Annotated in this window: 19 protein-coding genes and 2 pseudogenes; 17 read left to right on the top strand and 4 right to left on the bottom strand. The window is 62.1% G+C overall.

What is annotated here, in order from left to right; translation table 11 throughout:
• Positions 1 to 100 precede the first annotated feature (100 nt).
• Positions 101 to 382, bottom strand: a pseudogene (locus tag ACP7AL_RS02680) (DUF3750 domain-containing protein); the annotation flags it as partial.
• A gap of 143 nt (positions 383 to 525) precedes the next feature.
• On the opposite strand from ACP7AL_RS02680, the gene ACP7AL_RS02675 reads away from it, so the two are divergent.
• The 9 genes from ACP7AL_RS02675 (at position 526) to ACP7AL_RS02635 (ending at position 13,106) form a co-directional block, all read left to right on the top strand.
• Entirely contained in the window at positions 526 to 834 is a 309-nt protein-coding gene (locus tag ACP7AL_RS02675) for a hypothetical protein (RefSeq protein ID WP_425988574.1), read from the top strand.
• 1 nt (position 835) lies between these two features.
• A complete protein-coding gene (locus ACP7AL_RS02670; protein ID WP_425988572.1) occupies positions 836 to 1,027 on the top strand; it encodes a hypothetical protein in 192 nt (63 codons plus the stop codon).
• Between the two features lie 277 nt (positions 1,028 to 1,304).
• A complete protein-coding gene (locus tag ACP7AL_RS02665) occupies positions 1,305 to 2,498 on the top strand; it encodes a DUF932 domain-containing protein (RefSeq protein ID WP_425988570.1) in 1,194 nt (397 codons plus the stop codon).
• Positions 2,499 to 2,660: 162 nt separating this feature from the next.
• Positions 2,661 to 4,787 (top strand): ParB/RepB/Spo0J family partition protein, encoded by a 2,127-nt coding sequence (locus ACP7AL_RS02660; RefSeq protein WP_425988567.1) that lies wholly within the window; start codon positions 2,661 to 2,663, stop codon positions 4,785 to 4,787.
• Positions 4,788 to 4,962: 175 nt separating this feature from the next.
• The gene (locus ACP7AL_RS02655; RefSeq protein WP_425988564.1) at positions 4,963 to 9,294 is read left to right on the top strand and encodes a strawberry notch-like NTP hydrolase domain-containing protein; all 4,332 of its coding nucleotides are present in this window, start codon (positions 4,963 to 4,965) and stop codon (positions 9,292 to 9,294) included.
• Positions 9,294 to 10,355 carry a DUF7146 domain-containing protein gene (locus ACP7AL_RS02650; protein WP_425988561.1) on the top strand — a complete coding sequence of 354 codons (1,062 nt, stop codon included), beginning with the start codon at positions 9,294 to 9,296 and terminating at the stop codon, positions 10,353 to 10,355. Before ACP7AL_RS02655 ends, ACP7AL_RS02650 begins: the two co-directional genes overlap by 1 nt.
• A 341-nt stretch (positions 10,356 to 10,696) precedes the next feature.
• Entirely contained in the window at positions 10,697 to 11,620 is a 924-nt protein-coding gene (locus tag ACP7AL_RS02645; RefSeq protein ID WP_425988558.1) for a DUF2493 domain-containing protein, read from the top strand.
• Positions 11,621 to 11,760: 140 nt separating this feature from the next.
• The gene (locus tag ACP7AL_RS02640) at positions 11,761 to 12,243 is read left to right on the top strand and encodes a hypothetical protein (RefSeq protein ID WP_425988555.1); all 483 of its coding nucleotides are present in this window, start codon (positions 11,761 to 11,763) and stop codon (positions 12,241 to 12,243) included.
• Between the two features lie 542 nt (positions 12,244 to 12,785).
• Positions 12,786 to 13,106: a DUF736 domain-containing protein gene (locus ACP7AL_RS02635; RefSeq protein WP_425988552.1), complete on the top strand. Its 321-nt coding sequence runs from the start codon at positions 12,786 to 12,788 to the stop codon at positions 13,104 to 13,106.
• A gap of 250 nt (positions 13,107 to 13,356) precedes the next feature.
• On the opposite strand, the gene ACP7AL_RS02630 is transcribed toward ACP7AL_RS02635, so the two are convergent.
• The gene (locus tag ACP7AL_RS02630) at positions 13,357 to 13,614 is read right to left on the bottom strand and encodes a helix-turn-helix domain-containing protein (protein WP_057902094.1); all 258 of its coding nucleotides are present in this window, start codon (positions 13,612 to 13,614) and stop codon (positions 13,357 to 13,359) included.
• A 215-nt stretch (positions 13,615 to 13,829) separates the two neighbouring features.
• On the opposite strand from ACP7AL_RS02630, the gene ACP7AL_RS02625 reads away from it, so the two are divergent.
• The 7 genes from ACP7AL_RS02625 (at position 13,830) to ACP7AL_RS02595 (ending at position 19,511) form a co-directional block, all read left to right on the top strand.
• A complete protein-coding gene (locus ACP7AL_RS02625) occupies positions 13,830 to 14,108 on the top strand; it encodes a DNA -binding domain-containing protein (RefSeq protein WP_425988548.1) in 279 nt (92 codons plus the stop codon).
• A gap of 149 nt (positions 14,109 to 14,257) precedes the next feature.
• Positions 14,258 to 14,452 (top strand): transcriptional regulator domain-containing protein, encoded by a 195-nt coding sequence (locus ACP7AL_RS02620; RefSeq protein ID WP_425988545.1) that lies wholly within the window; start codon positions 14,258 to 14,260, stop codon positions 14,450 to 14,452.
• A complete protein-coding gene (locus ACP7AL_RS02615) occupies positions 14,400 to 15,032 on the top strand; it encodes a DUF2285 domain-containing protein (RefSeq protein ID WP_425988542.1) in 633 nt (210 codons plus the stop codon). Before ACP7AL_RS02620 ends, ACP7AL_RS02615 begins: the two co-directional genes overlap by 53 nt.
• A gap of 133 nt (positions 15,033 to 15,165) precedes the next feature.
• A complete protein-coding gene (locus ACP7AL_RS02610) occupies positions 15,166 to 15,444 on the top strand; it encodes a helix-turn-helix transcriptional regulator (RefSeq protein ID WP_425988539.1) in 279 nt (92 codons plus the stop codon).
• Between the two features lie 152 nt (positions 15,445 to 15,596).
• A complete protein-coding gene (locus tag ACP7AL_RS02605; RefSeq protein ID WP_425988536.1) occupies positions 15,597 to 16,061 on the top strand; it encodes a DUF2840 domain-containing protein in 465 nt (154 codons plus the stop codon).
• Positions 16,058 to 16,567, top strand: a complete 510-nt coding sequence (locus tag ACP7AL_RS02600) for a S26 family signal peptidase (RefSeq protein WP_425988533.1) — start codon at positions 16,058 to 16,060, stop codon at positions 16,565 to 16,567. Before ACP7AL_RS02605 ends, ACP7AL_RS02600 begins: the two co-directional genes overlap by 4 nt.
• An 805-nt stretch (positions 16,568 to 17,372) precedes the next feature.
• Positions 17,373 to 19,511 carry a DUF3363 domain-containing protein gene (locus ACP7AL_RS02595; protein WP_425988530.1) on the top strand — a complete coding sequence of 713 codons (2,139 nt, stop codon included), beginning with the start codon at positions 17,373 to 17,375 and terminating at the stop codon, positions 19,509 to 19,511.
• Between the two features lie 138 nt (positions 19,512 to 19,649).
• On the opposite strand, the pseudogene ACP7AL_RS02590 reads toward ACP7AL_RS02595, so the two are convergent.
• Positions 19,650 to 20,211 (bottom strand): annotated as a pseudogene (locus ACP7AL_RS02590) (IS5 family transposase); the annotation flags it as partial.
• 3 nt (positions 20,212 to 20,214) lie between these two features.
• A complete protein-coding gene (locus tag ACP7AL_RS02585) occupies positions 20,215 to 20,979 on the bottom strand; it encodes a Crp/Fnr family transcriptional regulator (protein WP_425988527.1) in 765 nt (254 codons plus the stop codon).
• 139 nt (positions 20,980 to 21,118) lie between these two features.
• On the opposite strand from ACP7AL_RS02585, the gene ACP7AL_RS02580 reads away from it, so the two are divergent.
• On the top strand, positions 21,119 to 21,547 hold the full coding sequence (locus tag ACP7AL_RS02580) for a response regulator (RefSeq protein ID WP_425988524.1): 429 nt from the start codon (positions 21,119 to 21,121) through the stop codon (positions 21,545 to 21,547).
• Positions 21,548 to 21,639 lie beyond the last annotated feature (92 nt).

Below are 21,639 nucleotides of genomic sequence, written 5' to 3'. Positions count from 1 at the left end.
GCTCCCAGTATAGCTTTCGGCGAAGGCGCTTTCGAGGCCGTCGACGACCTGTCGAAAGTCGCTGATCACTTCCGCAGATCTAAGATTCAGTACGAGTGCTGATCGCGGTCGGCGGCAGGACGGCACGCAATTCGGGCACGGAATCCAATGCGGCCTGAACGAAGGTATTCGAATTGGGTCCAGGCCAGGCGCTGTAGTCGCCGTAGGCCCGGAATTTATAGTTCTCTATCACGTAGCGGATCTTCGGAATGAGCGCCTCGGCCCGCTCGCCGTCGACCGCGACGATCGTCTAGGGCAGGGCACCGAACCATCTGCCGTCCGGCGCGAAGCCGTTGGTCTGGATCGGTTCGCCCCACGCCGTGTAGTCGTAGCGGCTGTAGCTCACTTTCGAAAGTCCTGCTCGCAGGCATCTGCTGCCGGAGCGTCTGGCGGCCCTCAGGGTACCGGACGGCCCCGTACGCGGGGACCTGGCGGAGGGGCGGCCGATCGTGCTCGCGGACGGCAGTACGATCGATCCGGACGAGTGTGCTGAGCCCACTCCAGGTCGGCGCCAAGCTCGTCGTGATTGGCGCCAGCGAGACCATCGACGGCGTGCTGCAGCACGTCGGCGGGCGCCGACCTATTGGTGCTCGAGCGACCTTCCCGCAGCGTGACGCCGCCATCGCGCTCGATTATGGTCACCTGACCGCGGCCAAGGCGGCCGAACTCGCGGCCGGCGCCTGCGTCAAACAACTGGTGCTCAATCACATTTCGGGATCGTGGCGTGAGCTGGCGCGATCTGTGCGACTCGCGCTAAGCATTCACTCTCATCTCCTCACTGCGCAAAGGGAATAGGATGGTTGCTGCTGCCCGTGATTTGCCGGCTTCAGGTTATGCGCTCGAAGTCGACGGCCGCCTCAAGGCCGAATTTGCGACGAGGGATGGTGCCAAGACGGGGGCGGAAGAGCTGAAGAAGCGTTTTCCCATGCTCCAGATCAGAATCTATGACGCGCAGACACAGACTCGCGAGGACGTCGAGCTGTTGTAAGTCCGGCACAAGCATGGTCATAACACCCTTTTCGAGAGCTTAGGGCCGTCTCCCTTCGGGACCGGGCTGTCGGCTTGCGCTGAAACCCCGGCTTGCGCCGGTTTTTCACCCTTCGGGCTTCCATCCCTGACGGGAGGGGCGGCGAGCAGAGGTCTTCCCCGACACCGTGGGCCGCGCGCGATAGACGGTGCAGGAGAGGCAGAGTGGGGCGGCGCTGGCCATGACGGGTTGAGGACCGGAGGAGAGTCTTCCGGCGCTCGTCATGGAGATTGCTCCCATGAATAAGCAGGTTCTTGATGCCCGCCGCGATGCCAGCGGCGGTTACAGGGTGGATGTCAGTCGCGGCGAGCGCGTCGGTCGGGTATCCTCCGAGTGGTTTTCCCGTCCGGCGGACGAGCGCTATCTGTCGCTCAACGAACTCGCCCGGTCGGTGCGCGATCGCGCGGACCGCAGCCGGACGCGCGTGGTCGAAAGCGCGCTCATCCACGTGGAAGCAAACCGTGCGGACCCCGAGCGCTTGGCCTTGATGCTTCCCGGCTCGGATACGCCTGTCGCGCCGACCCACTGGAGCTTCGGCCAGCTTGCAAGCCAAGTCGGCGCTCCGGCTGCTTACCTGCGGCAACTCCCCGCGGCACTTGCGGGCATCAACCTGCAATATGGCCTGACCGCCAATCGCGCGGAACAGATCAAAACGCTCGAGACGGGCGATGGCCGCGTTGAGCTTCGCGCCGTAACCAGTCCAGACTATGGCCGGATCTTTGACCACGAACTGGTTGAGGCCGTGCAGCGCATCGCCGGCAATGGCACGGGCGATACGCGCTGGAAGGTGCCGGGCGTGCTTGACTGGTCGACCGGAATCTACAATCCGCGTGTCGACATTTCCAAGGACACGACGACGCTCTATGCATCCGACAGGGACGTTTTCCTTTTCCTGGTCGACGACCTGAACCCGATAGAGGCTGGCCGTCTCCGGAACGGCTCGCCCGACCTCTATTTCCGAGGCTTCTATTGCTGGAACTCGGAAGTCGGAGCGAAGACGCTCGGCATGGCGAGCTTCTATCTCCGTGCCGTCTGCCAAAATCGTAATCTATGGGGCGTGGAAGATTTCGAGGAGATCATCATCCGCCATTCCAAATACGCAGCCTCCCGCTTTGCGCACGAGGCGGCCCCGGCGCTCCTGAACTTCGCCAACTCCTCAGCCACGCCCTTCGTCAACGGCATCAAGGCCGCCCGCGAGCAGATCGTGGCATGCAGCGACGAGGATCGCACCGAGTTTCTGCGTCGCCGCGGCTTCTCCAAGGCCGAGACCGGCAAGGTGATCGACGCGGTGCTGGCAGAAGAAGGCCGCCCGCCTGAAAGCATCTTCGATTTCGTGCAGGGCATCACCGCCGTCGCGCGCGACAAGCCGCATCAGGATGCCCGGCTGGATATGGAGGCGAAGGCGAAGAAGCTCCTGGACCGCGTCGCCTGACTCCGGCGAAGCCGCCGAAACCGATTTCGCCTATCTGCGGCACTTCTCCATTTCGCCTTTCCGTGGCGCTGCCCTCTTGGAGCAAGAGGGCGGCGCTTCGCTCTGTGAACGGCTTGGAGGCCGAGAGAGAGGCTTTTGGCCGGCCGTTCCGGAGAAACTGACATGGCAAAAGCCGTTCAGAAGATCAAGCTATCGCCATCGCGCGACGTTCCCTTCAACAAGCTCGTGCTGGCTCAATCCAACGTCCGCCGCACCAAGGCCGGCATCTCGATCGAGGACCTCGCCGAGGACATCGCGCGACGGTCTCTGCTGCAAAGTCTCAACGTCCGGCCAATCTCCGACGCCGAAGGCCAGGAGACCGGCATGTTCGAGGTGCCTGCAGGTGGTAGGCGCTATCGTGCACTTGAACTTCTGGTGAAGCAGAAGCGCCTGGCGAAGACCGCATCGGTCCCGTGCATCGTCAGCGATAGCACCGAGACATCCGCTGAAGAGGACTCGCTTGCAGAAAACGTGCATCGCGTCGCGCTGCATCCACTCGACCAGTTTCGGGCATTTCAGACGCTGCGCGAGCAAGGTCGTTCCGAGGAGGATATCGCGGCCATCTTCTTCGTCTCCCCTAATGTTGTGAAGCAGCGGCTCCGGCTCGCGGCCGTCTCCCCGACTCTGCTCGACGTCTATGCCGACGACGGCATGTCGCTCGAACAGTTGATGGCGTTCTCCGTCACCGCCGAGCACACTCGACAGGAACAGGTTTGGGAAAGCGTCAATAAATCAGGCTACGACGAGCCGTATCAGATCAGGCGCCTTCTGACCGAGCGTGCGGTGCGGGCTTCCGACAAGCGCGCGCGCTTTGTCGGCCTTGCGGCCTATGAGGCGGCCGGCGGCAGCGTGTTGCGCGACCTCTTCGAAGAAGATGGTGGCGGCTGGCTGGAGGACGTCGGCTTGCTCGAACGTCTTGTCGCCGACAAGCTGCGGGCGGAAGCCGAGATAATCGCCGCCGAAGGCTGGAAGTGGCTGGATGTCGCCGCCAGCTTTCCCTACGGCCATGATCACGGGCACCGCCGGCTTGAAGGAATACCGCCTGATCTGACCTCCGAGGAGCAGGCGAGCTTCGATACCCTCCAGGCGGAGTGCGACGCGCTCCAGGCAAAATATGAAGACGCCGACGAACTGCCGGACGAGGTGGATGCCCGTCTTGGCGAACTCGAGCAAGCGCTCGAAGCTTTCGCGAACCGGGCATATGTTTTCAAGCCTGCCGAGATCGTCCACGCCGGCGCCTTTGTCAGTATCGATGCCGAAGGCGGCCTGCAGGTTGAGCGGGGTTATGTCCGCCGCGAGGACGAGACCGCGTTCGTTGCGGCGACGACCGAGCCCGATCCCGAAGCAAACGCAGCAACGTCCGACGCCGATGGTGACGATCAGGGCGTGCCACTAGCCCAGCACGCCACGATCACGGTCGCGGGGCAGGCGAGTGCGGATGAGGAGGACGACGACGATGCCATCCGGCCGTTACCCGACCGGCTCGTGACGGAGCTGACCGCGCATCGCACGCTGGCGCTGCGCGACGCCGTCGCTTGCCATCCGCAGGTCGCGATGACAGCGCTCCTGCACAAGCTCTGTGTGGACGCGTTCTACCAGACCTACACGCCGGGATGTCTTGAAGCTGGCGTGCGCCACGTTCAGCTTCCCGGTCAGACGCCGGGTCTGAAGGAGAGTGCGTCCGCCAAATCCATCGCGGATCGGCATGCGGCCTGGAACGCCGATCTGCCGACCGATGAACAGGCGCTATGGGACTGGCTAGCCACGCTCGACGATGCCAGCCGGCTGGCGCTGCTCGCCCATTGTGCGTCATTCGGCGTCAACGCGCTGTTCGAGAAGGTCGACCGCTATGGCGGTTCCGGCGTGACCGCCAACGGCCTGCAGCGTCGCCTCGATCAAGCGGATCGCCTGGTGCGTTCGGTCAATCTCGACATGGCGGAGGTTGGCTGGCGGCCGACGGTCGACAACTATCTCGGCCGCGTCACCAAGAGCCGCATCCTCGATGCGGTTCGTGAGGCCAAGGGCGAAGCCGCCGCGCAGCTCATCGACCATCTCAAGAAGACCGAGATGGCCAAGGAAGCCGAGCGTCTGCTCGAGGACACCCGTTGGCTCCCCGAGCCACTGCGGCTCTGCGAAGTGGCGCCGCAGTCGGACGTCAAAGAAGCACTGCCGGAGTTTCTCTCCGACAACGAGGGGCAGGCGAGCGAGGTCGGCGAAAGCGAGCCGACACAGGGCGTCGCTGCCGAATAACCACCGCCGCGGAGCGGCAGACGCCGCTCCGCGGCCCTCACGTCCTCTCCTCTCTGCTCGCATGAGGAGAATGGCAGGGAGAGGTAGAGCCGGGCCGGGAAGGGTTTGAGCTGCCGCGGTCTTAAGAGAGCGCCGGGCGGCTCGGCCCAGTCCCGCTCTCCGAGAAATCCCTCCCATGACCGAATCTCTCATCGACGGCGCCGCCGTGTCGCTCCCGATCCGTGCCACCGCAGTTGTCGCTTCTGCCGTCGTTAAGGCTGCGCGACAGCTTTTGACCGATCTTGAACGAGGTCGACGTGTCGACGCCGCCGTTCTTCGCAATGCCATGGAGGCAGCGTTTGCCGCCTCCGATGCGACCGGTGCCTGGAACTGGAAGACGGCCTATGACGCCTGCGAGGCAGCGACCGTCCTGTTCCTACGACGGTATGGCGCCGCGATGCGCACCAAGGCGACGTCGCCGGCCGCCATGCTGCCGATGCTGACGAGAATCACCAGCCTGCTTCCGACCCAGACACGGCGGTCCGAGGAAAGCGAATCCCTTCAGCAGTTCTCAACACCGATCGGGCTGGCGTTTGTCGCCAGCGTGGCTGCCGCGATCACGCCTGCTGACGTCGTGTTGGAACCGTCGGCCGGCACCGGCCTTCTGGCTATCCTCGCCGAACTCGCCGGCGGTTCGCTCGTCCTCAACGAATTCGCCGAGAGCCGTGCCGGCATCCTCACGCAGCTTTTTCCCGGCATCTCCACGACCCGGTTCGACGCCGCGCACATCAACGACCACCTCGATGCTGGCATCGTGCCGAGTGTCGTGCTGATGAACCCGCCGTTCTCGGCCGCGGTTCATGTCGATCGCCAGATGCGAGAGGCGGCATTGCGGCACGTCGGATCCGCCCTGGCCCGCCTTCCCGAAGGCGGGCGGCTCGTCACCATCACAGGCGCGAACGTCGCCCCGGACAATCCCGCATGGACGGAGGCCTTCATGCGGCTGCAGGAACAGGGGCGTGTCGTATTTTCGGCGGCAATCGACGGCGCTGTCTATGCCAAGCACGGCACCCACATCGACACCCGCCTGACCGTGATTGATCGAGTGCCAGCCAACGACGTCGCGCCATTCCCGGCTTCCCCAGGCATCGCTCCCGACCTGCCGACTTTGCTCGGCTGGGTGGTGCAGCATGTGCCGCAACGTGGCCCGATCGTAGGCACTCCGACGACAGCGTTGCCAGCAATTGCCAGCATCTCAGCGCCTCGAACGGTCCGCGCTTACGTCAGCCAGCGTTCGCCAGCGGCGGTCGCGCCGGCCGTCGATCTCGTTGCGACGGAAGTCGCCTACGAGCCAGCCGACTGGATTCCCACCGATGCCAGCAAAATCACCGATGCACTTTATGAGACTTACACACTGCAGTCGGTCCAAATCCCGAGAGCGCAGGCGCATCCGACCAAGCTCGTGCAGTCGGCGGCCATGGCCTCCGTCGCGCCGCCAAAGCCGTCCTACCGGCCGCATCTGCCAGCCAATGTCGTAGCGGATGGCATCCTCTCGGACGCCCAGCTTGAGAGCATCATTTATGCTGGCGAGGCGCATTCGGCATTTCTCGCGGGCTCCTGGACGGTCGATGCGACTTTTGACGTCGTGGCCGCCGCACCCGACGACGCGAAGAATGTCGTTCAGTTTCGTCGTGGCTGGTTTCTGGGCGACGGCACGGGCGCGGGCAAGGGGCGGCAGGTCGCCGGCATCCTGCTCGACAACTGGCTCAAAGGCCGCAGGCGCGCGATCTGGATCAGCAAGTCCGACAAGCTGATCGAGGACGCGCAACGCGATTGGTCTGCGCTCAGGATGGAGCGGCTCCTGGTCACGCCGCTGTCGCGCTTCCGGCAGGGCACGCCGATCCGGCTCGCGGAAGGTATCCTTTTTGCGACCTATGCTACGCTGCGCACCGATGGGCGTGGCGAGAAGCTTTCGCGCGTCCGGCAGATCGTCGAATGGTTGGGCTCTGACTTCGATGGAGTGATCGTTTTCGACGAGTCGCATGCGATGCAGAACGCGGTCGGCGGTAAAGGCGAGCGTGGCGACCAGGCAGCCTCGCAGCAGGGACGCGCGGGGCTGCGGCTCCAGCACGCCCTGCCGAACGCTCGCGTGGTCTATGTCTCGGCGACGGGCGCTACCACAGTGCACAACCTCGCCTACGCCCAGCGCCTCGGCCTGTGGGGCGGCGAGGACTTCCCGTTTGCGACGCGCGCCGAGTTCGTGGAGGCGATCGAGGAGGGCGGCGTCGCGGCGATGGAGGTGCTGGCGCGCGATCTCAAGGCGCTCGGCCTCTACGCGGCCCGCTCGCTCTCCTACGAGGGCGTCGAATACGAGCTGGTCGAACACCAGCTCACACCGGAACAGATCCGCATCTACGACGCCTATGCCGGTGCATTCTCGATCATCCACAACAACCTCGACGCCGCCATGCGGGCCGCGAACATCACGGACGAGACCGGCATACTGAACGCGCAGGTCAAGTCCGCCGCGCGCTCCACCTTCGAGAGCGCCAAGCAGCGCTTCTTCGGCCATCTGCTGACGTCGATGAAGACGCCTTCGCTGATCTGCTCGATCGAGCGCGATCTCGATGCCGGCCACGCCGCCGTGATCCAGATCGTCTCGACGGGCGAGGCCCTCATGGAGCGGCGGCTCGCCGAGATTCCGACCGAGGACTGGGGCGACGTCCAGGTCGACATCACCCCGCGCGAGTATGTGCTGGACTACCTCGCCCATTCCTTCCCGGTCCAGCTCTACGAGCCCTTCACGGATTCCGAGGGCAACCTCTGTTCCCGGCCCGTCTATCGTGACGGCCAGCCAGTCGAAAGCCGCGAAGCCGTTGCGCGCCGCGATCGCCTGATCGAGAAGCTCGCCTCGCTGCCGCCCGTGCCGGGTGCGCTCGACCAGATCGTCCAGCGGTTCGGCGCGGACATGGTCGCCGAGGTTACCGGCCGCTCCCGCCGCATCATCCGTAAGCGCGATCGGTTGATGGTCGAGAAGCGCGCCGCCTCGGCCAATCTCGCCGAGACGGCGGCCTTCATGGATGACGCCAAGCGCATCCTCGTCTTTAGCGACGCCGGCGGTACCGGACGGTCGTACCATGCTGAACTGTCGGCTCGGAATCGCAGGTTGAGGGTTCACTATCTGCTCGAACCCGGATGGAAGGCGGATGCCGCCATCCAGGGCCTGGGCCGCACCAACCGCACCAACCAGGCGCAGCCGCCGCTGTTCCGCCCCATTGCGACGGACGTGAAGGCAGAAAAGCGCTTTCTCTCTACCATTGCCCGTCGGCTCGACACGCTGGGCGCGATCACCCGCGGCCAGCGCCAGACCGGCGGCCAGGGCCTGTTCAGGCCCGAGGACAACCTCGAAAGCCACTATGGCCGCGACGCGCTGCGCCAGCTCTATCATCTGCTGGTGCGCGGCAAGGTCGAAGGCTGCTCGCTCGAGAGGTTCGAGGACGCGACCGGCCTCAAACTCACCGATACCAACGGGATCAAGGACGAGCTGCCGCCGATTACCACCTTCCTGAACAGGCTGTTGGCGCTCACCATCGACCTGCAGAACGTCCTGTTCACCGCGTTCGAGCAGTTGCTCACCGCTCGGATCGAAGGCGCCATCGCATCCGGCACCTATGATGCCGGCCTGGAGACGCGTCGGGCCGAGAGCTTTGTCGTCGCCGACCGGCGCGTCATCTACACCCATCCCGGGACCGGTGCGGAGACACGGCTGCTCACCGTCACCGAACGCCGGCGCAACCGTCCCGTGACGCTGGGTGAGGCGCTCGATCGGCTCTCCGATTCCTACGCGGTCCTGCTGATCAACGAGCGCTCGGGCCGCCCCGCCGTTCAGGTGCCGGCGCCGAGCCTCATGCTCGATGACGGCGAGATCGAGCGGCGGGTGCGGCTGATCCGGCCGATGGAGCATCACAGCCTTCCGCTGAAGATGATGGCCGAAAGCCATTGGGCGGAAGCCGACCGCGAATCCTTCGCCACAGCCTGGCAGGCCGAGCTCGGCGACGTGCCCGAGTTCACCGACAGCACTATCCATGTCGTGGCGGGTCTGCTCCTGCCGATCTGGAAGCGGTTGCCGAACGAGTCGACCCGCGTCTACCGGCTTCAGACGGATGCCGGCGAGCGCATCATTGGCCGCAAGGTCTCGCCGGCCTGGGTGGCGACCGCGCTGGCTGGCGACGTCCCGGCGCTGACGCCGGATGCCGCCTTCGCCGCGCTGCTCGAAGGTCGCACGGTTCTCGAGCTCGCCGAAGGTGTGAGGCTTCGGCGCGTCCGCGTCATGGGTGCACATCGCATCGAACTGTCCGGCTTCACCGACGCGATGCGGGATCGTCTCCGTGCCTATGGACTCTTCGGGGAGATCATCTCCTGGAAGCTGCGCATGTTCGTGCCATCAGATGCCAGTGGCGTCGGCGTTCTCGCCAGGGTGCTCGAACGTTACCCGATCGAACGGGTCGGTGAACGGGAGGCCGCGTGATGCCGAGCGACGCTTCCGAACTGGCTCGCCGTCTCGCGCGCGAGGCCGAGGCGGTGTGCCGCCATTATCTCTCGAATGGGAAGCGCGAGGGGCGGTACTGGCTGGTTGGCGATGTTCACAACACGCCGGGCCGCTCGCTGTTCGTGCGGCTCCACGACTCGCCGAAAGGACCCGCTGGAAAATGGACCGACGCAGCGAACGGCGACTACGGCGATCTCCTCGACATCATCCGAGAAAGCCTCGGGCTTCGCGACTTCCGCGAGGTCGCGGAGGAAGCGCGGCGATTTCTGAACCTGCCCCGTGCTGAACCGCAACCGGTCTTGAAATCGGTGCGTCCGCCAGCAATGGCTGGATCGCAGGAGGCCGCGAGACGGCTGTTTGCAATCTCAGTTCCGATTGAGGGCACCATCGCTGAGACTTACCTGCACCGTCGGGGAATAGCTCACGTGTACCATGGCGGCAGCCTGCGCTTTCATCCGCGCTGCTACTATCGACCTGACGAGCACCTTCCGACCGAGACCTGGCCAGCGATGATTGCCTGCGTCACCGACCTCGATGGCCGGATCACCGGCGTGCATCGGACATGGCTCGATCCCGCTGGATTTGATCGGATTCGGCTCGGCAAAGCTCCAATCGATACGCCGCGACGCGCCATGGGAGATCTGCTCGGCAACGCGGTACGTTTCGGCCCGGCGGACGACGACGTACTCGTCGCCGGCGAAGGCATCGAGACCATGCTGTCGCTGCGCTGTATCGTTCCGACCTTGTCGATGGCAGCCGCACTTTCAGCCAATCACCTCGCCGCCATGTCACTGTCGGCGGGCTTGCGTCGCCTCTATATCGCTCGCGATGCGGACGCCGCCGGAGACGCGGTGCAAGCTCTTCTCTCGCAGCGCGCGGAATCCTGCGGCATTGAGGCCATCCCGTTGTCGCCCCGGTCAGGCGACTTCAACGAAGATCTGCACGTCTTCGGTCTCGATGCCCTCCGCGCAGCCTTGCGGATACAGCTCGTACCTGAGGACGTCGACCGCTTCCTCTTGCCGTCGACGGCACTCGGATAGCTACGTTTGCCTTCCATCAACGTCATTAGTTCGGTCACGGCGAATCCAATGCCGGCGAGGCCGCGACCACGGCCTTCTAGAGGGCGATCGGACGGCAGGCGACCCGGGCCGGCAATGGCAGAGGTGCGGCTATTTTCCGCCGCGCGCCGCCGAAAGTAGGCACTCATTACATATGGTTCGATGGCGCGCTTTGCATCGCGAAGCAAAATAGCCGCACCTCTGCCATCCTCCGCTTGCGCTTCGGCCCTGCGCTTTGCTCCGGGTTCTGGCCCGTCCCGCCCGCCGTCTGATCGCCACGAAGGCCACGATGATCGCGGCCGAACCGGCAAAGGACTTACCTCATGACCGACCATGATGACATCGAGCCAGCACGCGCCGCGTCTCCGACCGAGCATGTCCTCAGCGAACTGCAGCTCTTTGGCTACCGTCCATTCGACGACCAGCCTGATCCCAGACCGATGCCCGAAGGTAAGATGATCGCTGGCGCCGTGGCCGATATCTTCGACGCCCTCGTCGCCACCCTGAACGACACCCGGCTCGAGCCGGACCTGGAGGACCTGCTCTGGTCGACCGTCAATCTCTTCCATCGTGCTACCGACCGCATCGGTCGCCAGCTCGACGACAACGAACAGGCCCAGCGCAAGAGCCAGCGCGAGCAGAACGGCTCGGAGGTGCAGTCGGTCGAACTCGAGCGCTTGACAGCCGAAGGCATCACGTTGATCGAACGCCGTAATTCTCTCGAACTCTTCCGCGATCAGGCCATCGAACGCTTCGAGATGCACACCGGCTCGTCCTGGCGCCCGCGATCGGGATCGCTGGTCAACCATCGCACGCTCACCGCGGCCATGATCGACTCCCGGGACTTCATCGCAGCCAAGCGCCGCGCCGAGACCGAAGTCATGTTGCCGGCGGGACCAAAGGTCGCTCTTACCGGTGGCCTCGACTTCAATGACCATCACCTGATCTGGGATCGCCTCGACAAGGTCCACGCCAAGCATCCCGACATGGTTCTCATCCATGGCGGTTCGCCAAAAGGCGCCGAGCTGATCGCCTCCAAATGGGCCACCAACCGCAAGGTACCGCAGATCGCTTTCAAGCCGGACTGGACCAAGCACGCCAAGGCGGCACCGTTCAGACGCAACGACGCCATGCTCGAACTGCTGCCGATCGGCGTCATGCATTTTCCGGGCACGGGCATCCAGGACAACCTCGCCGACAAGGCCAGACGCCTCGGCATCGCCGTTTGGAAATTCGGCGCTTCGTGAGCGCCGATCTGCCATCTTCCACACCACCGAGGTGGAGTTGCATCGCCGCAACTCCGCCTCGTTTCGATTGCATATCCAAACTTGCGCCGTGGTGGTGGTGGAAGGCGCAACCATATCCCTTTGCATATGGAGCCACCACCATGCTCGCGCTTGGACTTCTTCTGAACTTTGCTGGCATTGGCTTGTTCTGCTGGCTGATCTTCACGTTGGCAATATACGCCTTGCCATTCTTTGTCGGACTCTACGTCTTCATGCTGGCATTGCATGGCGGTGCCGGCATCCTCGCAGCGCCACTTGTCGGCATTGCCGCCGGCGGGATAACTCTTGCGGTCGGTCAAATGGCGTTCGCAATGACGCGCTCTGTCAGCGTCCGTGCCATCATCGCCGCGCTGTTTGCCATCCCGGCGACGCTTGCTGGCTATCAGGTCGTGTTTGCAATGTCGCAGATCGGCGTGCCGTCATTGGCCTGGCGTGAGATCTTCGCCTGTCTCGGCGCGATCTTTATTGGCGGCACGGCGTGGACGCGGTTGACCATCTTCACCGAAATCCGCCCGCTCGATTCGGGCAGGGCAGTCGCGAACGATCCTCAACCAGTTCTTACAGCCGCAGCGCATCAGAAATGATCCTGCGCCATCTGCCTCTCTCGCTGGTTGGCTAATGCGGCGCATTCGGTCGGTCAGCGAGCTTGAGCGAAAGGTAGTCGCGACCTTCCTCGACGAACTTCGATCGACAGCGTGATTGCGGCCGGTCCACATAGAATCGGATGATTGAGTCTTCTCTTGCGGTTGGCTTCGCGCTGGCGATACCGCTTTTACTTCCCTTCGCTTCTTTTTCTACGCCGAGCCGTTTCGACCTCTTGCACGGAGCGAACCGAAGTCCACCATCCTCTCCCGGACTTGTTGTTCAGAGCACGGACGCACCGGGCCTCTGTGATGGCTTGATCTGGCCGAAGACCGGCTACGCCTCGATCGTCTGAGCCGCAATGCTGTCGAAGCGACTTTCTTCCCCTGGGCTACGCCCATTCCTCGCGAGGCAAGAAAGTCGCTACGACAGCATCCTCCGCTGCGCTCCGGCCCTTCGGGTGCGTCGCCGATCGTCCTCGGCCTGCAGATCGCCATCGAGGCCGCGGTGGTCGCGGGCTCGAAACACAAACAGGAGAAGTCACATGGCTACCATTGGTTCGTTCAAGAAGGTCGGAAACGATTTCCAGGGCGAGATCATCACCCTCAGTCTGCAGGCCAAAGGCGTCCGTATCGTCGCCGAGAGCAATCCCTCCAACGACAAAGCTCCGAGCCACCGCGTGTTTGTCGGCCGGGCTGAGATTGGCGCCGCGTGGTCGAAGCGTTCCGAGGAAGGCCGCGACTACCTCTCGCTTAAGCTCGACGATCCCTCCTTCAACGCGCCCATCTACGCGAACCTGTTCGACGACGAGGCTGGCGAGGGCTACACCCTGCTGTGGTCGCGACCGCGGAAGAATGGCGAGTAAGCCTTGCGCCACCAGACCCCGCCCGAGGAAATCGGGCGGGGTCCTTGTTGCCGCTCAAAGATCGGCCACCGCGAAGACGTCGCAGTGGTGACGGTCCCTCATTGATCTTGTTTGTCTCGTCGCTGTTCAACGCGCGACGATCTGGCTCTTGGCGATATGGGGTATCAGGGACCCTCGCGATAGATAGAGCTAGCCGGCTCGACAGATGACGTGGATGGTCGGATTCTGAGATAAACAACCCCCCGATACTTCAACTGTTCGACGAGGGGCGCGCTCTTTTTCGCTCGGTACTGTCGGTCGACGGCCGTTTCAGGAGATCCGCGGCTTCGACACCGAGGACGCGGGCCAGCTTGTCCACGATGTCGATCGTAGCCGAGTAAATCCGTCGTTCGAGCGAACTGACATAAGTGCGGTCGATCTTCGCGCGGTGCGCCAGCTCCTCCTGCGAGAAGCGGCGCGCGCGCCGCAGCCTTCTCAAATTCTGCGCCAATATCTCTCGAATATCCATGATCGAGAGAGCAGCGCCTTGAAGAGTATTTCACCACGGAGTATCCTCTACAATTCGACGTCTGAGCCCGCTTAACGGAACCGCAATCCAACGATTCTTTAATCTCTGAAGCGCGCGAAATCCTGTAGACCACTCGGGCTGGTCGGTACGACAATAGCTCAAGTGCAGCTAGGGTTCGCCAGATCGAAGCTTCTCGAACGACAGGAGTTTCATGCGTGCCGCCGCTTGATCCTAAAGTTGCAGATACAGCTCCTGATGAGCAGGTGCTGACGCCGTATGACCAGCAACACGCCGTCACCTATATGCGTCTTCTCGATGCGGAAAAAGCCAACGCCGACTGGCAAGAAGTCGCACGGATTGTTCTTAGCATCGATCCGATCTCGGAGCCCGATCGTGCTCGTCGTGTCTACGAAAGTCATCTAGCCCGAGCGAGATGGGTTGCGCGCCATGGTTATCGTGAACTCCTCGCGCGGGGATGGCCGAAGGGTGAATAATGAAGGTTGTTTGAAGCAAACGTGACGTCTTGTTGACGTGCGATTGAAAAGGCAAATCTTCTCATTCGATTAACCAATTAGCCGCAACCAGAAATGGTCACATTTGTCGTGCTGCAATTCCCTATCGTTAGTGCAGTGGGGAAGTGGTCATGGCAGCTGTTGATTGGAGATCAGAACAAGATTACGCAAACTTCGGAGAGGCAGAAACAGCCGACATTGCCTGGGAATGGCTCCGCCGTGATAGCGAATACGAGCAAGATTTTAGAAGTCTGACAGCCGCCACACGATCTAGTGGGACACCTCACCAATTCCGAAATAAATGGGGGTTGTCTTTTCGCGGCTGATCCGGAAAAAGCTTTCGACCGACAAGCGATATTCTGGGCCCCCGAGGCTCTCTCGACCGTCCTGTGGCTCCGGGAAGCGGGCGCGCGCAGCGATATCGGGCACTATGATCTCGATTGGACCACACTCGCCGGTGGCGAACTTCGCCATGGGTTAGATGGATGGCATGCCATTGTACCGCTGGCAGGTGCAATCCACCGGCTCTACCTGCCAGCAATGCCCGCCAGAGGTTCACCGCTTTCCGTCGAATTGCCACTCGACGCCAATTTCGACATACGTCTGCAGGCGGCACAACGATTTTGGTCCGCCATCGAAGGTCGGCGTCTTGGTACGCCGCCTCTTGCGCTCGCATACCAGCGTCGCCGGCGCTTCATATTAATTATGCGGGCTCTCGATGCGTGGTTGGCGGGACATAGCTATCGTGAAATCGCAGAGGGTTTGTTCGGCAAGGAGCGCGTTCTTGGCCGCTCCTGGAAGGATCACGATCTTCGCAGCCTGACCATCCGCCTGGTCCAGAGCGGCATCGCTCTGATGCGCGGCGGCTACCGTGCGTTGCTGCGCCCCACATCCAGGAAGAAATAGCCCCGCCCTTTGGGGGTGCCGAAAACACACCCCCTTATCTTCGGCATCCCCCTTTGAGGCTCCATTCCGCCATTGTGTCCGTTGACGCGCCGGCAACCTCGCCGGCGTTCCAGATCATCACGGAGCCCTTCATATGTCGGATCCGAACACCGGAATGCCTCACCGATACTTGCGGACTGCCGAAGCAGCGCGATTCCTCAGCCTTTCTCCCCGCACTCTGGAAAAGCACCGGATCTATGGCACCGGTCCCGCTTACCGGAAGATCGGCGGACGCGTCGTTTACGCCGTCGCCGATCTGAACGCGTGGGCCGACCTCGGCACCAGAACGTCAACCAGCGATCCCGGTGCAACCAAGGTCCTTGCGGCAAAGCGGCACGCTCGCATCCCGTATGCGGGCAAGGAGCGTCGCTGAAGCATGCCCGAAGACAAGAGTTGCGGTGCAGCGGGTCGTCGACCGCGACGCCGGCAACGCGCAATTCCGCGAGCGTGGCCAGCTGATTTGAAAATCGCGATCCGTCTTCACTTCCTATCGGGCAGCCATTCAACAGCAACGAAGTCTTCATCATGAGCGATCTCACGACAGTAGAGCTCTTATGGCTTGAAAAGCGCATAGAGAACCGGCTTCGGTTTGGCAATCCGGTGTCGGAACGAATCCTGGACGGAAACCGCCGCGTCCTCTCCTTCACTCCCGGCAGCATCTTCGCTTTCGTACGCTGGACGTCCAATGACTTCGGTACCGTCCTGTCCCGCGTTGACATCCTGCGAGCCGCAACGCCCGGGCGACCCTATTCGACGGTCCCCTGGATCAGTCCCGGCGGCGAGAGCCTGCTGCGGCTATCAAGCTGGCCGAAAGTCGAGCGTGTGCTGCAAACGATCGATGCGGTCGAAGCACTCGGCATCAATCCAGCCGATGCGGCGCCCGATTATTGGCACCACGTGCACAACCGCTTGTCGGTCAACGAAACGCCCCGACCTTATACCCGGTCGCGCCACCAAATCTGGTTGAATCGCCGACGAATTGCATCATGAACGGTCGCTGCAGCACAATCTTTGCGGCGCTCGCGGCAGTCGCTTCTCTCGTCTCCACGATCGGAGGAGCGACGCCCCGCTACATCTGGAACGCATCGAACAGCGTTCCGATCGGCCTTTATCGCGTCACGCCGGCCGGCAAGTTCACCGTCACCGAGCTTGTCGCCGTTCAGCCGCCCGATCCGCTAGCAGCCTTCCTTGATCTGAACGATTACCTTCCCTATGGCCTTCCTATGCTTAAGCGGATCGTGGCGCTGCCGGGACAGGTCGTGTGCCGAATCGGGCTCACCATCACCGTTGATAACCTTGAGATGGGACAAGCACGCGAGCGCGACGGTCGCAACCGCCCGCTGCCGGCCTGGCAAGGGTGCCGCATCATTGGCGAAGACGAGATATTTGTCATGAACTGGCAGTCCACCGACTCCCTCGACAGCCGATATTTCGGACCGCTGCCTGCATCCGCAGTTATTGGTCGGGCTCTTCCGGTGTGGACCGACGAGGAATAATCGCGCGCGATATTCGCGACCGCTCGTTCGCTTCGCCACCTCCGGACGGCCACCGATCCTTCCTTCCCGGTCCGTTCTTAAACCGAAGACAACACGTGAGTCTGCAGTCCCAGAGTCATTTCAGCGCGTTACCGCTGTCGACCAATTGCCCCGCTCCATACGCCCATTGAACAATCGCGCCGTTCGCTCATCATGCCATTGCTCCGCTCCGGGGAATATTCAACGAGATGTTCCGCGCGTTGGGATAGTTCTTTCTTGGCGGCATTTCTGCTATTGGGCGGCACGCCGCTTGTTGACTTGTCTGCATCTCACCCGCAGCGATCGTGCAAATCCAAGCCCAATTGAGCGCCTGGTGGTGAATGCTCGCATCGCGTCCAACAATCTTTGGTCCAGCCACTCACGAACAGCTATTGGTGTAGGATACTATCGCAAACTGCTCCTGTTAATTTAAGGCTTTTAGTTCGGAAGCTGGTGCTGACGATCTGAGACCGGTGAGGGCGATCGGTTATGGCAAGATAAAGCGAACTGGCGTTCGCGAACTCCCCGACCGGTCAGCGGTCGAGAAATATTTGTCTGCACATTGGTTTTTAGAATGGTCACGGCTGGCGGTTAACGACCTTCCACTGCGGGCGGATGGCGCAATTCGAGCTTGGCTAGGAATTTCAACGGCCCGAGCGATGGCGCCCGCGGACTTCAATTCAATGATCTCCGCCATTTATTCGATCTCTTGCGCGTCACTGCGATCTTCTAGGATCGACATATCACAGCTCTTGCGCGGGGCGGATCCGACGAGGATCGTCAGCTCATGGCGACAGATCAAAGCGACGATTTTCATGTGCGACCCGGACGCGTCGGCAGCCGGGGGACCCGGATCAAGCCGCGTGGTGGTCTGCGGTCTCAGCCGTTCCTGAAGCAGGTTCAGGTGGCCGTCAGGAGGGCCGGGGGGGATCCTAACAGGATTGGACGCGGACCGGCTGGCGGCGAAGGGCGCGGAGGGACAAGAACCGGTCGGTTCAATGCGCGAGGCCGGGGCGCGAAAGTCGTCCCCATATTTCTCCGCGATGGTCAGAACGGTGGTTGGCAACGGGATTCGAGCGGGCGCTTCCGCTCGCGCCGCGTCGCCGTCAAGGCGAGGATCGTCAAGCTTAACGCCCAGGGACGGAAGCGAGCATTGCATGGTCCGGAAAGGGCCAAGGCGGCGAGCAAGGCTGTCGATGCTCATCTCCGCTACCTCGAGCGGGATGGAGTCAACCGCGACGGCGAGAAAGGGAAGGCCTATTCGGCCTCTGAGGACGACGCTGGTGGCAAGGCATTCGTCGAGCGAGGACGCGAGGATCGACATCAGTTCCGCTTCATTGTGGCACCGGAAGACTCCAATGAAATGGCCGATCTCAGAAGTTTCACGCGCGACCTCATGCGACAGATGGAAAACGACCTCGAGACGCGCCTCGATTGGATCGCGATCGATCATTACAACACCGGCCATCCGCATACCCACATCATCGTCCGCGGTGTCCTGGAGGGAGGGGGCATCCTCAATATCGCCGGAGACTATATCGCCCACGGCATCCGTCATCGGGCTTCCGAGCTGGTGACGCTGGAACTCGGACACCAGAGCGAGATCGAGCTTCAGTCCAAATTGAAGACGGAGGTTGAGGCGGAGCGGTGGACTCGGCTCGACAAGATGCTCGCTACCGAGCAGCGCGAGAGGGGAATTGTTGACCTGAGGCCGGGAGGAGGAACGACCTATGCGTTTCGTGAGAACCGCGGGCTCATGATCGCACGGGTCAAGCACCTGGAGCACTATGGACTGACGCATGAGATCGAGACCGGGCAGTGGGCTATCTCTGACCGCGCCGAGGTCACCTTGAAGGAGCTTTCCGATCGCAATGATGTCATCAAGACCATGCACCGAGCGCTCGCAACTCACGGGCTTGATGAAGAACGCGGCGTCGATCAATACGTCCGCCACGGTGTCCGGCCGAGCGAGAGAGTCACAGGTCGCGTCCTGGCCAAAGGGTTGGCTGGCGATGAGATGGACGAGCGGATCTATCTGGTCGTCGACGGGATAGACGGCCGCGTCCACCACATGGAATTCCCCGATGCTTCTCATCTGAAGGACATCGAGCGCGACATGATCGTGGAGGTGGCGCCGGCCATTTCCGGACCGCGAGCCGCTGATCGCAACATCGCTCTCAACGCGGGCGAGAAGGATCAAATCTACCGCCCAAGCCAGCATCTGCGGCGCATCCGCGAGCAATTCGAACGAGAGGGTAAGGATCCCGAATCCTTCGTCCGCTCGCATGTCCGAAGGCTGGAGGCTCTGCGTCGGGAAGGGCATGTCGAACGCCTCGGTGAAGATCAATGGAAGGTCCCCGGCGATATCGTCGAGCGCGGCCAGGCCTACGATCGCACCAGAGGTGGTGAGGGTCCGAGGATCACGACCCTCTCGCCGCAAAATCTCGAGCGACAGATTGCCAGTGACGCCGCCACCTGGCTCGATCGGGAACTAACGGCTCGGGAGCCTCTGGTCACCGCTGACGGCGGCTTTGGCCGCGATGTCCGAGACGCTCTCCATCGCCGCGCCGAGCACCTCGTCAAAATGGGTCATGCCACCTTAAGACGAGGTGCCATCCAGGTCCCGGCGCAGGCTATCGCAAATCTTGAGCAGCGCGAGGTGGAGCGCGTCGGCCGTCAAATGGCTGCCGAGCGCGGCCTGACGTTCACACCCAGCAAAGCGGGCGAATATATCAGCGGCCGGCTCACTGGCGCTGCCTCTCTTGCAAGCGGACGCTTCGCCATGATCGAGGATGGGCTCGGCTTTCGGCTGGTGCCTTGGCAGCCGGTTCTCGAAAAGCGCATCGGTCAATTCATTGCCGGCATTCAACGCGAGACCGGGGGCATCGAATGGGAATTTGGGAGGAAACGCGGGTTGGGTTTGTAACCGCTCTGGAGCCACGCCCGCACTCGTTCGCCTGTCGCCAACGAAGTAGATGCCGCGTCCGAAGATGAATGGCTTTGGATTGCCCATCGTTCCCATCGTTGCCGCGGCGGTAGCGTCTGCCAAAAGGAGCGTGCTTGATTAGGACGCGGACTCATTAGCACGCAGCCAAATTCGGATTGATGCGATTTTGACGAACGCGAGACAGTTAGCCGCGAGTTTGTCATATCGGGTTGCGACGCGCCGACATTGCTTGATCTTGTTGGAGAAGCCGCTTAATTAAATTACGCGCGCGATACAGATACGGGCTGAAGCAGATCGGGCCTTTGCGATTTCGTTTCGGCGGAATGTTCGCCCATGCTCCTTGCTGGCGGGCAAGCTCCCTGATCGATTCCGCGTCGTACCCACGATCCGCGAGTAACATCATTTGTGGGAACAAGGCACTGAGGAGACCGAACGAGGCCGATTGTCATGCGCCTCACCGGGCGTGAGCGCGAGATGGATCGGTAGGTCATTGGTGTCCACGACCGCGTGAATCTTGCGTGAGGCGTCGCGAGCGACCCATAGCTTGGTGATTGTTGTCCGAGATGCATGCTCCGTGCTGGCGCACGCGCACGACGGAGGTATCGATCATCTGCACCGCCGCATCATGACCGACGGCCAGCTCGCATAATTCTAGCCACGTATCGGCGCGGTTGCGCCGACTTCAACCGCGGTGGGCCTCTTCGGTGGGATACACGCCCTGTAGCACTTTTTCGAAGTGGTTTTTGACGCATTCGTCGCAAAGGCAGGCCCGGATCCGCAGGGCTTCGCGGTTGAGCACCAGGATCGAGCCGCGGCGGGTCTCCAGAACCCGTTCCGCCTTAAACGTATGAATCACGCGGCTGGCATAGCTGCGGCCGACCCCGAGCATGGTCGCAAGCTGCTCATGCGTCAGCGGCACCACGTCCTCGCCGTTGGTGCGCTCCATCGCTGCGATGATCCACTTCGCCGTGCGCTGCTCGATCGAATGGATCGCATTGCAGGCGGTAGACTGGAAGATCTGGGCCAGCATGCAGTCAGCATAGCGCGCAAACACATTGCGCAGCGTGGCCGACTTTGTTTTCGCAGCATTCAGCTTTCCGACATGCAGCCGCACGAACGGTCCGCCGAACTTGACTATGATGCGCGTATAGGCCGGCAGATATCCCTGACTGACAATTCCGCCGACAGCGCCTTCGCGGCCGACCAGAATGGTTTCGACGTCGCGGCCGTCTTCGCTGGAGACCATGTATGACACAAGACTCGGCCCGCACGGGAAGTGGACGATCTCGACATCGTCGCCCGGATCATAAAGCAGGTCGCTGGCCTTGGCCTCTTCATGCGCGAGATGTGGCGCGATCAAAGCAAAGTCGCCGGCGCTGAGCCGCCGCAAAAGGTTGTTGAACGGCCGTCCGATGTCGTTCGGATCGTTTCGACGTCGCGCTGCCATCCCGAAGTGCCCCTGCTCCTGGTGTCGATAATAAACTGACCACACCCGACTTTTGTGTGCACAAGTGCACAGATGCCGGGCCGCGCTTTTTCGCTTATGTATACTTTTGGACATTTCTCATGGAACGGATCCCTAGCTTTTGCGTACTGTTTTTGGCTGGGCAGCCGCGGAGTTGGGAAGTGGCGGAAGATTTGCTTGTGATCCTGGTCGTAGAGGACGACCCGTTGATTCAGACCCTCGTGGAAGAACAATCACCGATGGAGGTTTCGAGCTGGTCATCGCCACTTCGGGTGAAGAAGCGGTCACCCTGCTAAAGGGCGGCAGCACCAAATGCCGCGCGCTTGTCACCGACATCAATCTGCAGGGCAAGATGGACGGATGGGAGGGCGGCAAACAGGCCAGAGAGATCGACCCGGCGTTTCCAGTCATCTACATGACGGGCGCGGCGGCCGATCAGTGGGCCTCGCACGGCGTTCCCAACAGCATTCTTTTGACCAAGCCGTTTGCCCCCGCCCAGCTTGTCACTGCCATTTCCCAGCTTCTCAATAGCGCACAGCCGCCAACGTAGGGCCGCCACTTTCATTCCAAACCGAGTGCGAAATGTCGCTTGTCGGCCCATCGCGTCGTATGCTGCGCTGCGGAATTTCGTCGCTGTCGGAG

The organism is Afipia sp. DC4300-2b1, from assembly GCF_049895725.1.
GTDB classification, from domain to species: Bacteria; Pseudomonadota; Alphaproteobacteria; order Rhizobiales; family Xanthobacteraceae; genus Afipia; species Afipia broomeae.
Note: the sequence above shows the minus strand (reverse complement) of the source record. Positions and strands in the feature narration are given on the sequence as shown.

Excerpts from the sequence above, each read along its gene's own strand:
- ACP7AL_RS02670 (WP_425988572.1), top strand. The coding sequence starts at position 836 with ATGGTTGCTGCTGCCCGTGATTTGCCGGCTTCAGGTTATGCGCTCGAA.
- ACP7AL_RS02665 (WP_425988570.1), top strand. The coding sequence starts at position 1,305 with ATGAATAAGCAGGTTCTTGATGCCCGCCGCGATGCCAGCGGCGGTTAC.
- ACP7AL_RS02660 (WP_425988567.1), top strand. The coding sequence starts at position 2,661 with ATGGCAAAAGCCGTTCAGAAGATCAAGCTATCGCCATCGCGCGACGTT.
- ACP7AL_RS02655 (WP_425988564.1), top strand. The coding sequence starts at position 4,963 with ATGACCGAATCTCTCATCGACGGCGCCGCCGTGTCGCTCCCGATCCGT.
- ACP7AL_RS02650 (WP_425988561.1), top strand. The coding sequence starts at position 9,294 with ATGCCGAGCGACGCTTCCGAACTGGCTCGCCGTCTCGCGCGCGAGGCC.
- ACP7AL_RS02645 (WP_425988558.1), top strand. The coding sequence starts at position 10,697 with ATGACCGACCATGATGACATCGAGCCAGCACGCGCCGCGTCTCCGACC.
- ACP7AL_RS02640 (WP_425988555.1), top strand. The coding sequence starts at position 11,761 with ATGCTCGCGCTTGGACTTCTTCTGAACTTTGCTGGCATTGGCTTGTTC.
- ACP7AL_RS02635 (WP_425988552.1), top strand. The coding sequence starts at position 12,786 with ATGGCTACCATTGGTTCGTTCAAGAAGGTCGGAAACGATTTCCAGGGC.
- ACP7AL_RS02630 (WP_057902094.1), bottom strand. The coding sequence starts at position 13,614 with ATGGATATTCGAGAGATATTGGCGCAGAATTTGAGAAGGCTGCGGCGC.
- ACP7AL_RS02620 (WP_425988545.1), top strand. The coding sequence starts at position 14,258 with ATGGCAGCTGTTGATTGGAGATCAGAACAAGATTACGCAAACTTCGGA.
- ACP7AL_RS02610 (WP_425988539.1), top strand. The coding sequence starts at position 15,166 with ATGTCGGATCCGAACACCGGAATGCCTCACCGATACTTGCGGACTGCC.
- ACP7AL_RS02605 (WP_425988536.1), top strand. The coding sequence starts at position 15,597 with ATGAGCGATCTCACGACAGTAGAGCTCTTATGGCTTGAAAAGCGCATA.
- ACP7AL_RS02600 (WP_425988533.1), top strand. The coding sequence starts at position 16,058 with ATGAACGGTCGCTGCAGCACAATCTTTGCGGCGCTCGCGGCAGTCGCT.
- ACP7AL_RS02595 (WP_425988530.1), top strand. The coding sequence starts at position 17,373 with ATGGCGACAGATCAAAGCGACGATTTTCATGTGCGACCCGGACGCGTC.
- ACP7AL_RS02585 (WP_425988527.1), bottom strand. The coding sequence starts at position 20,979 with ATGGCAGCGCGACGTCGAAACGATCCGAACGACATCGGACGGCCGTTC.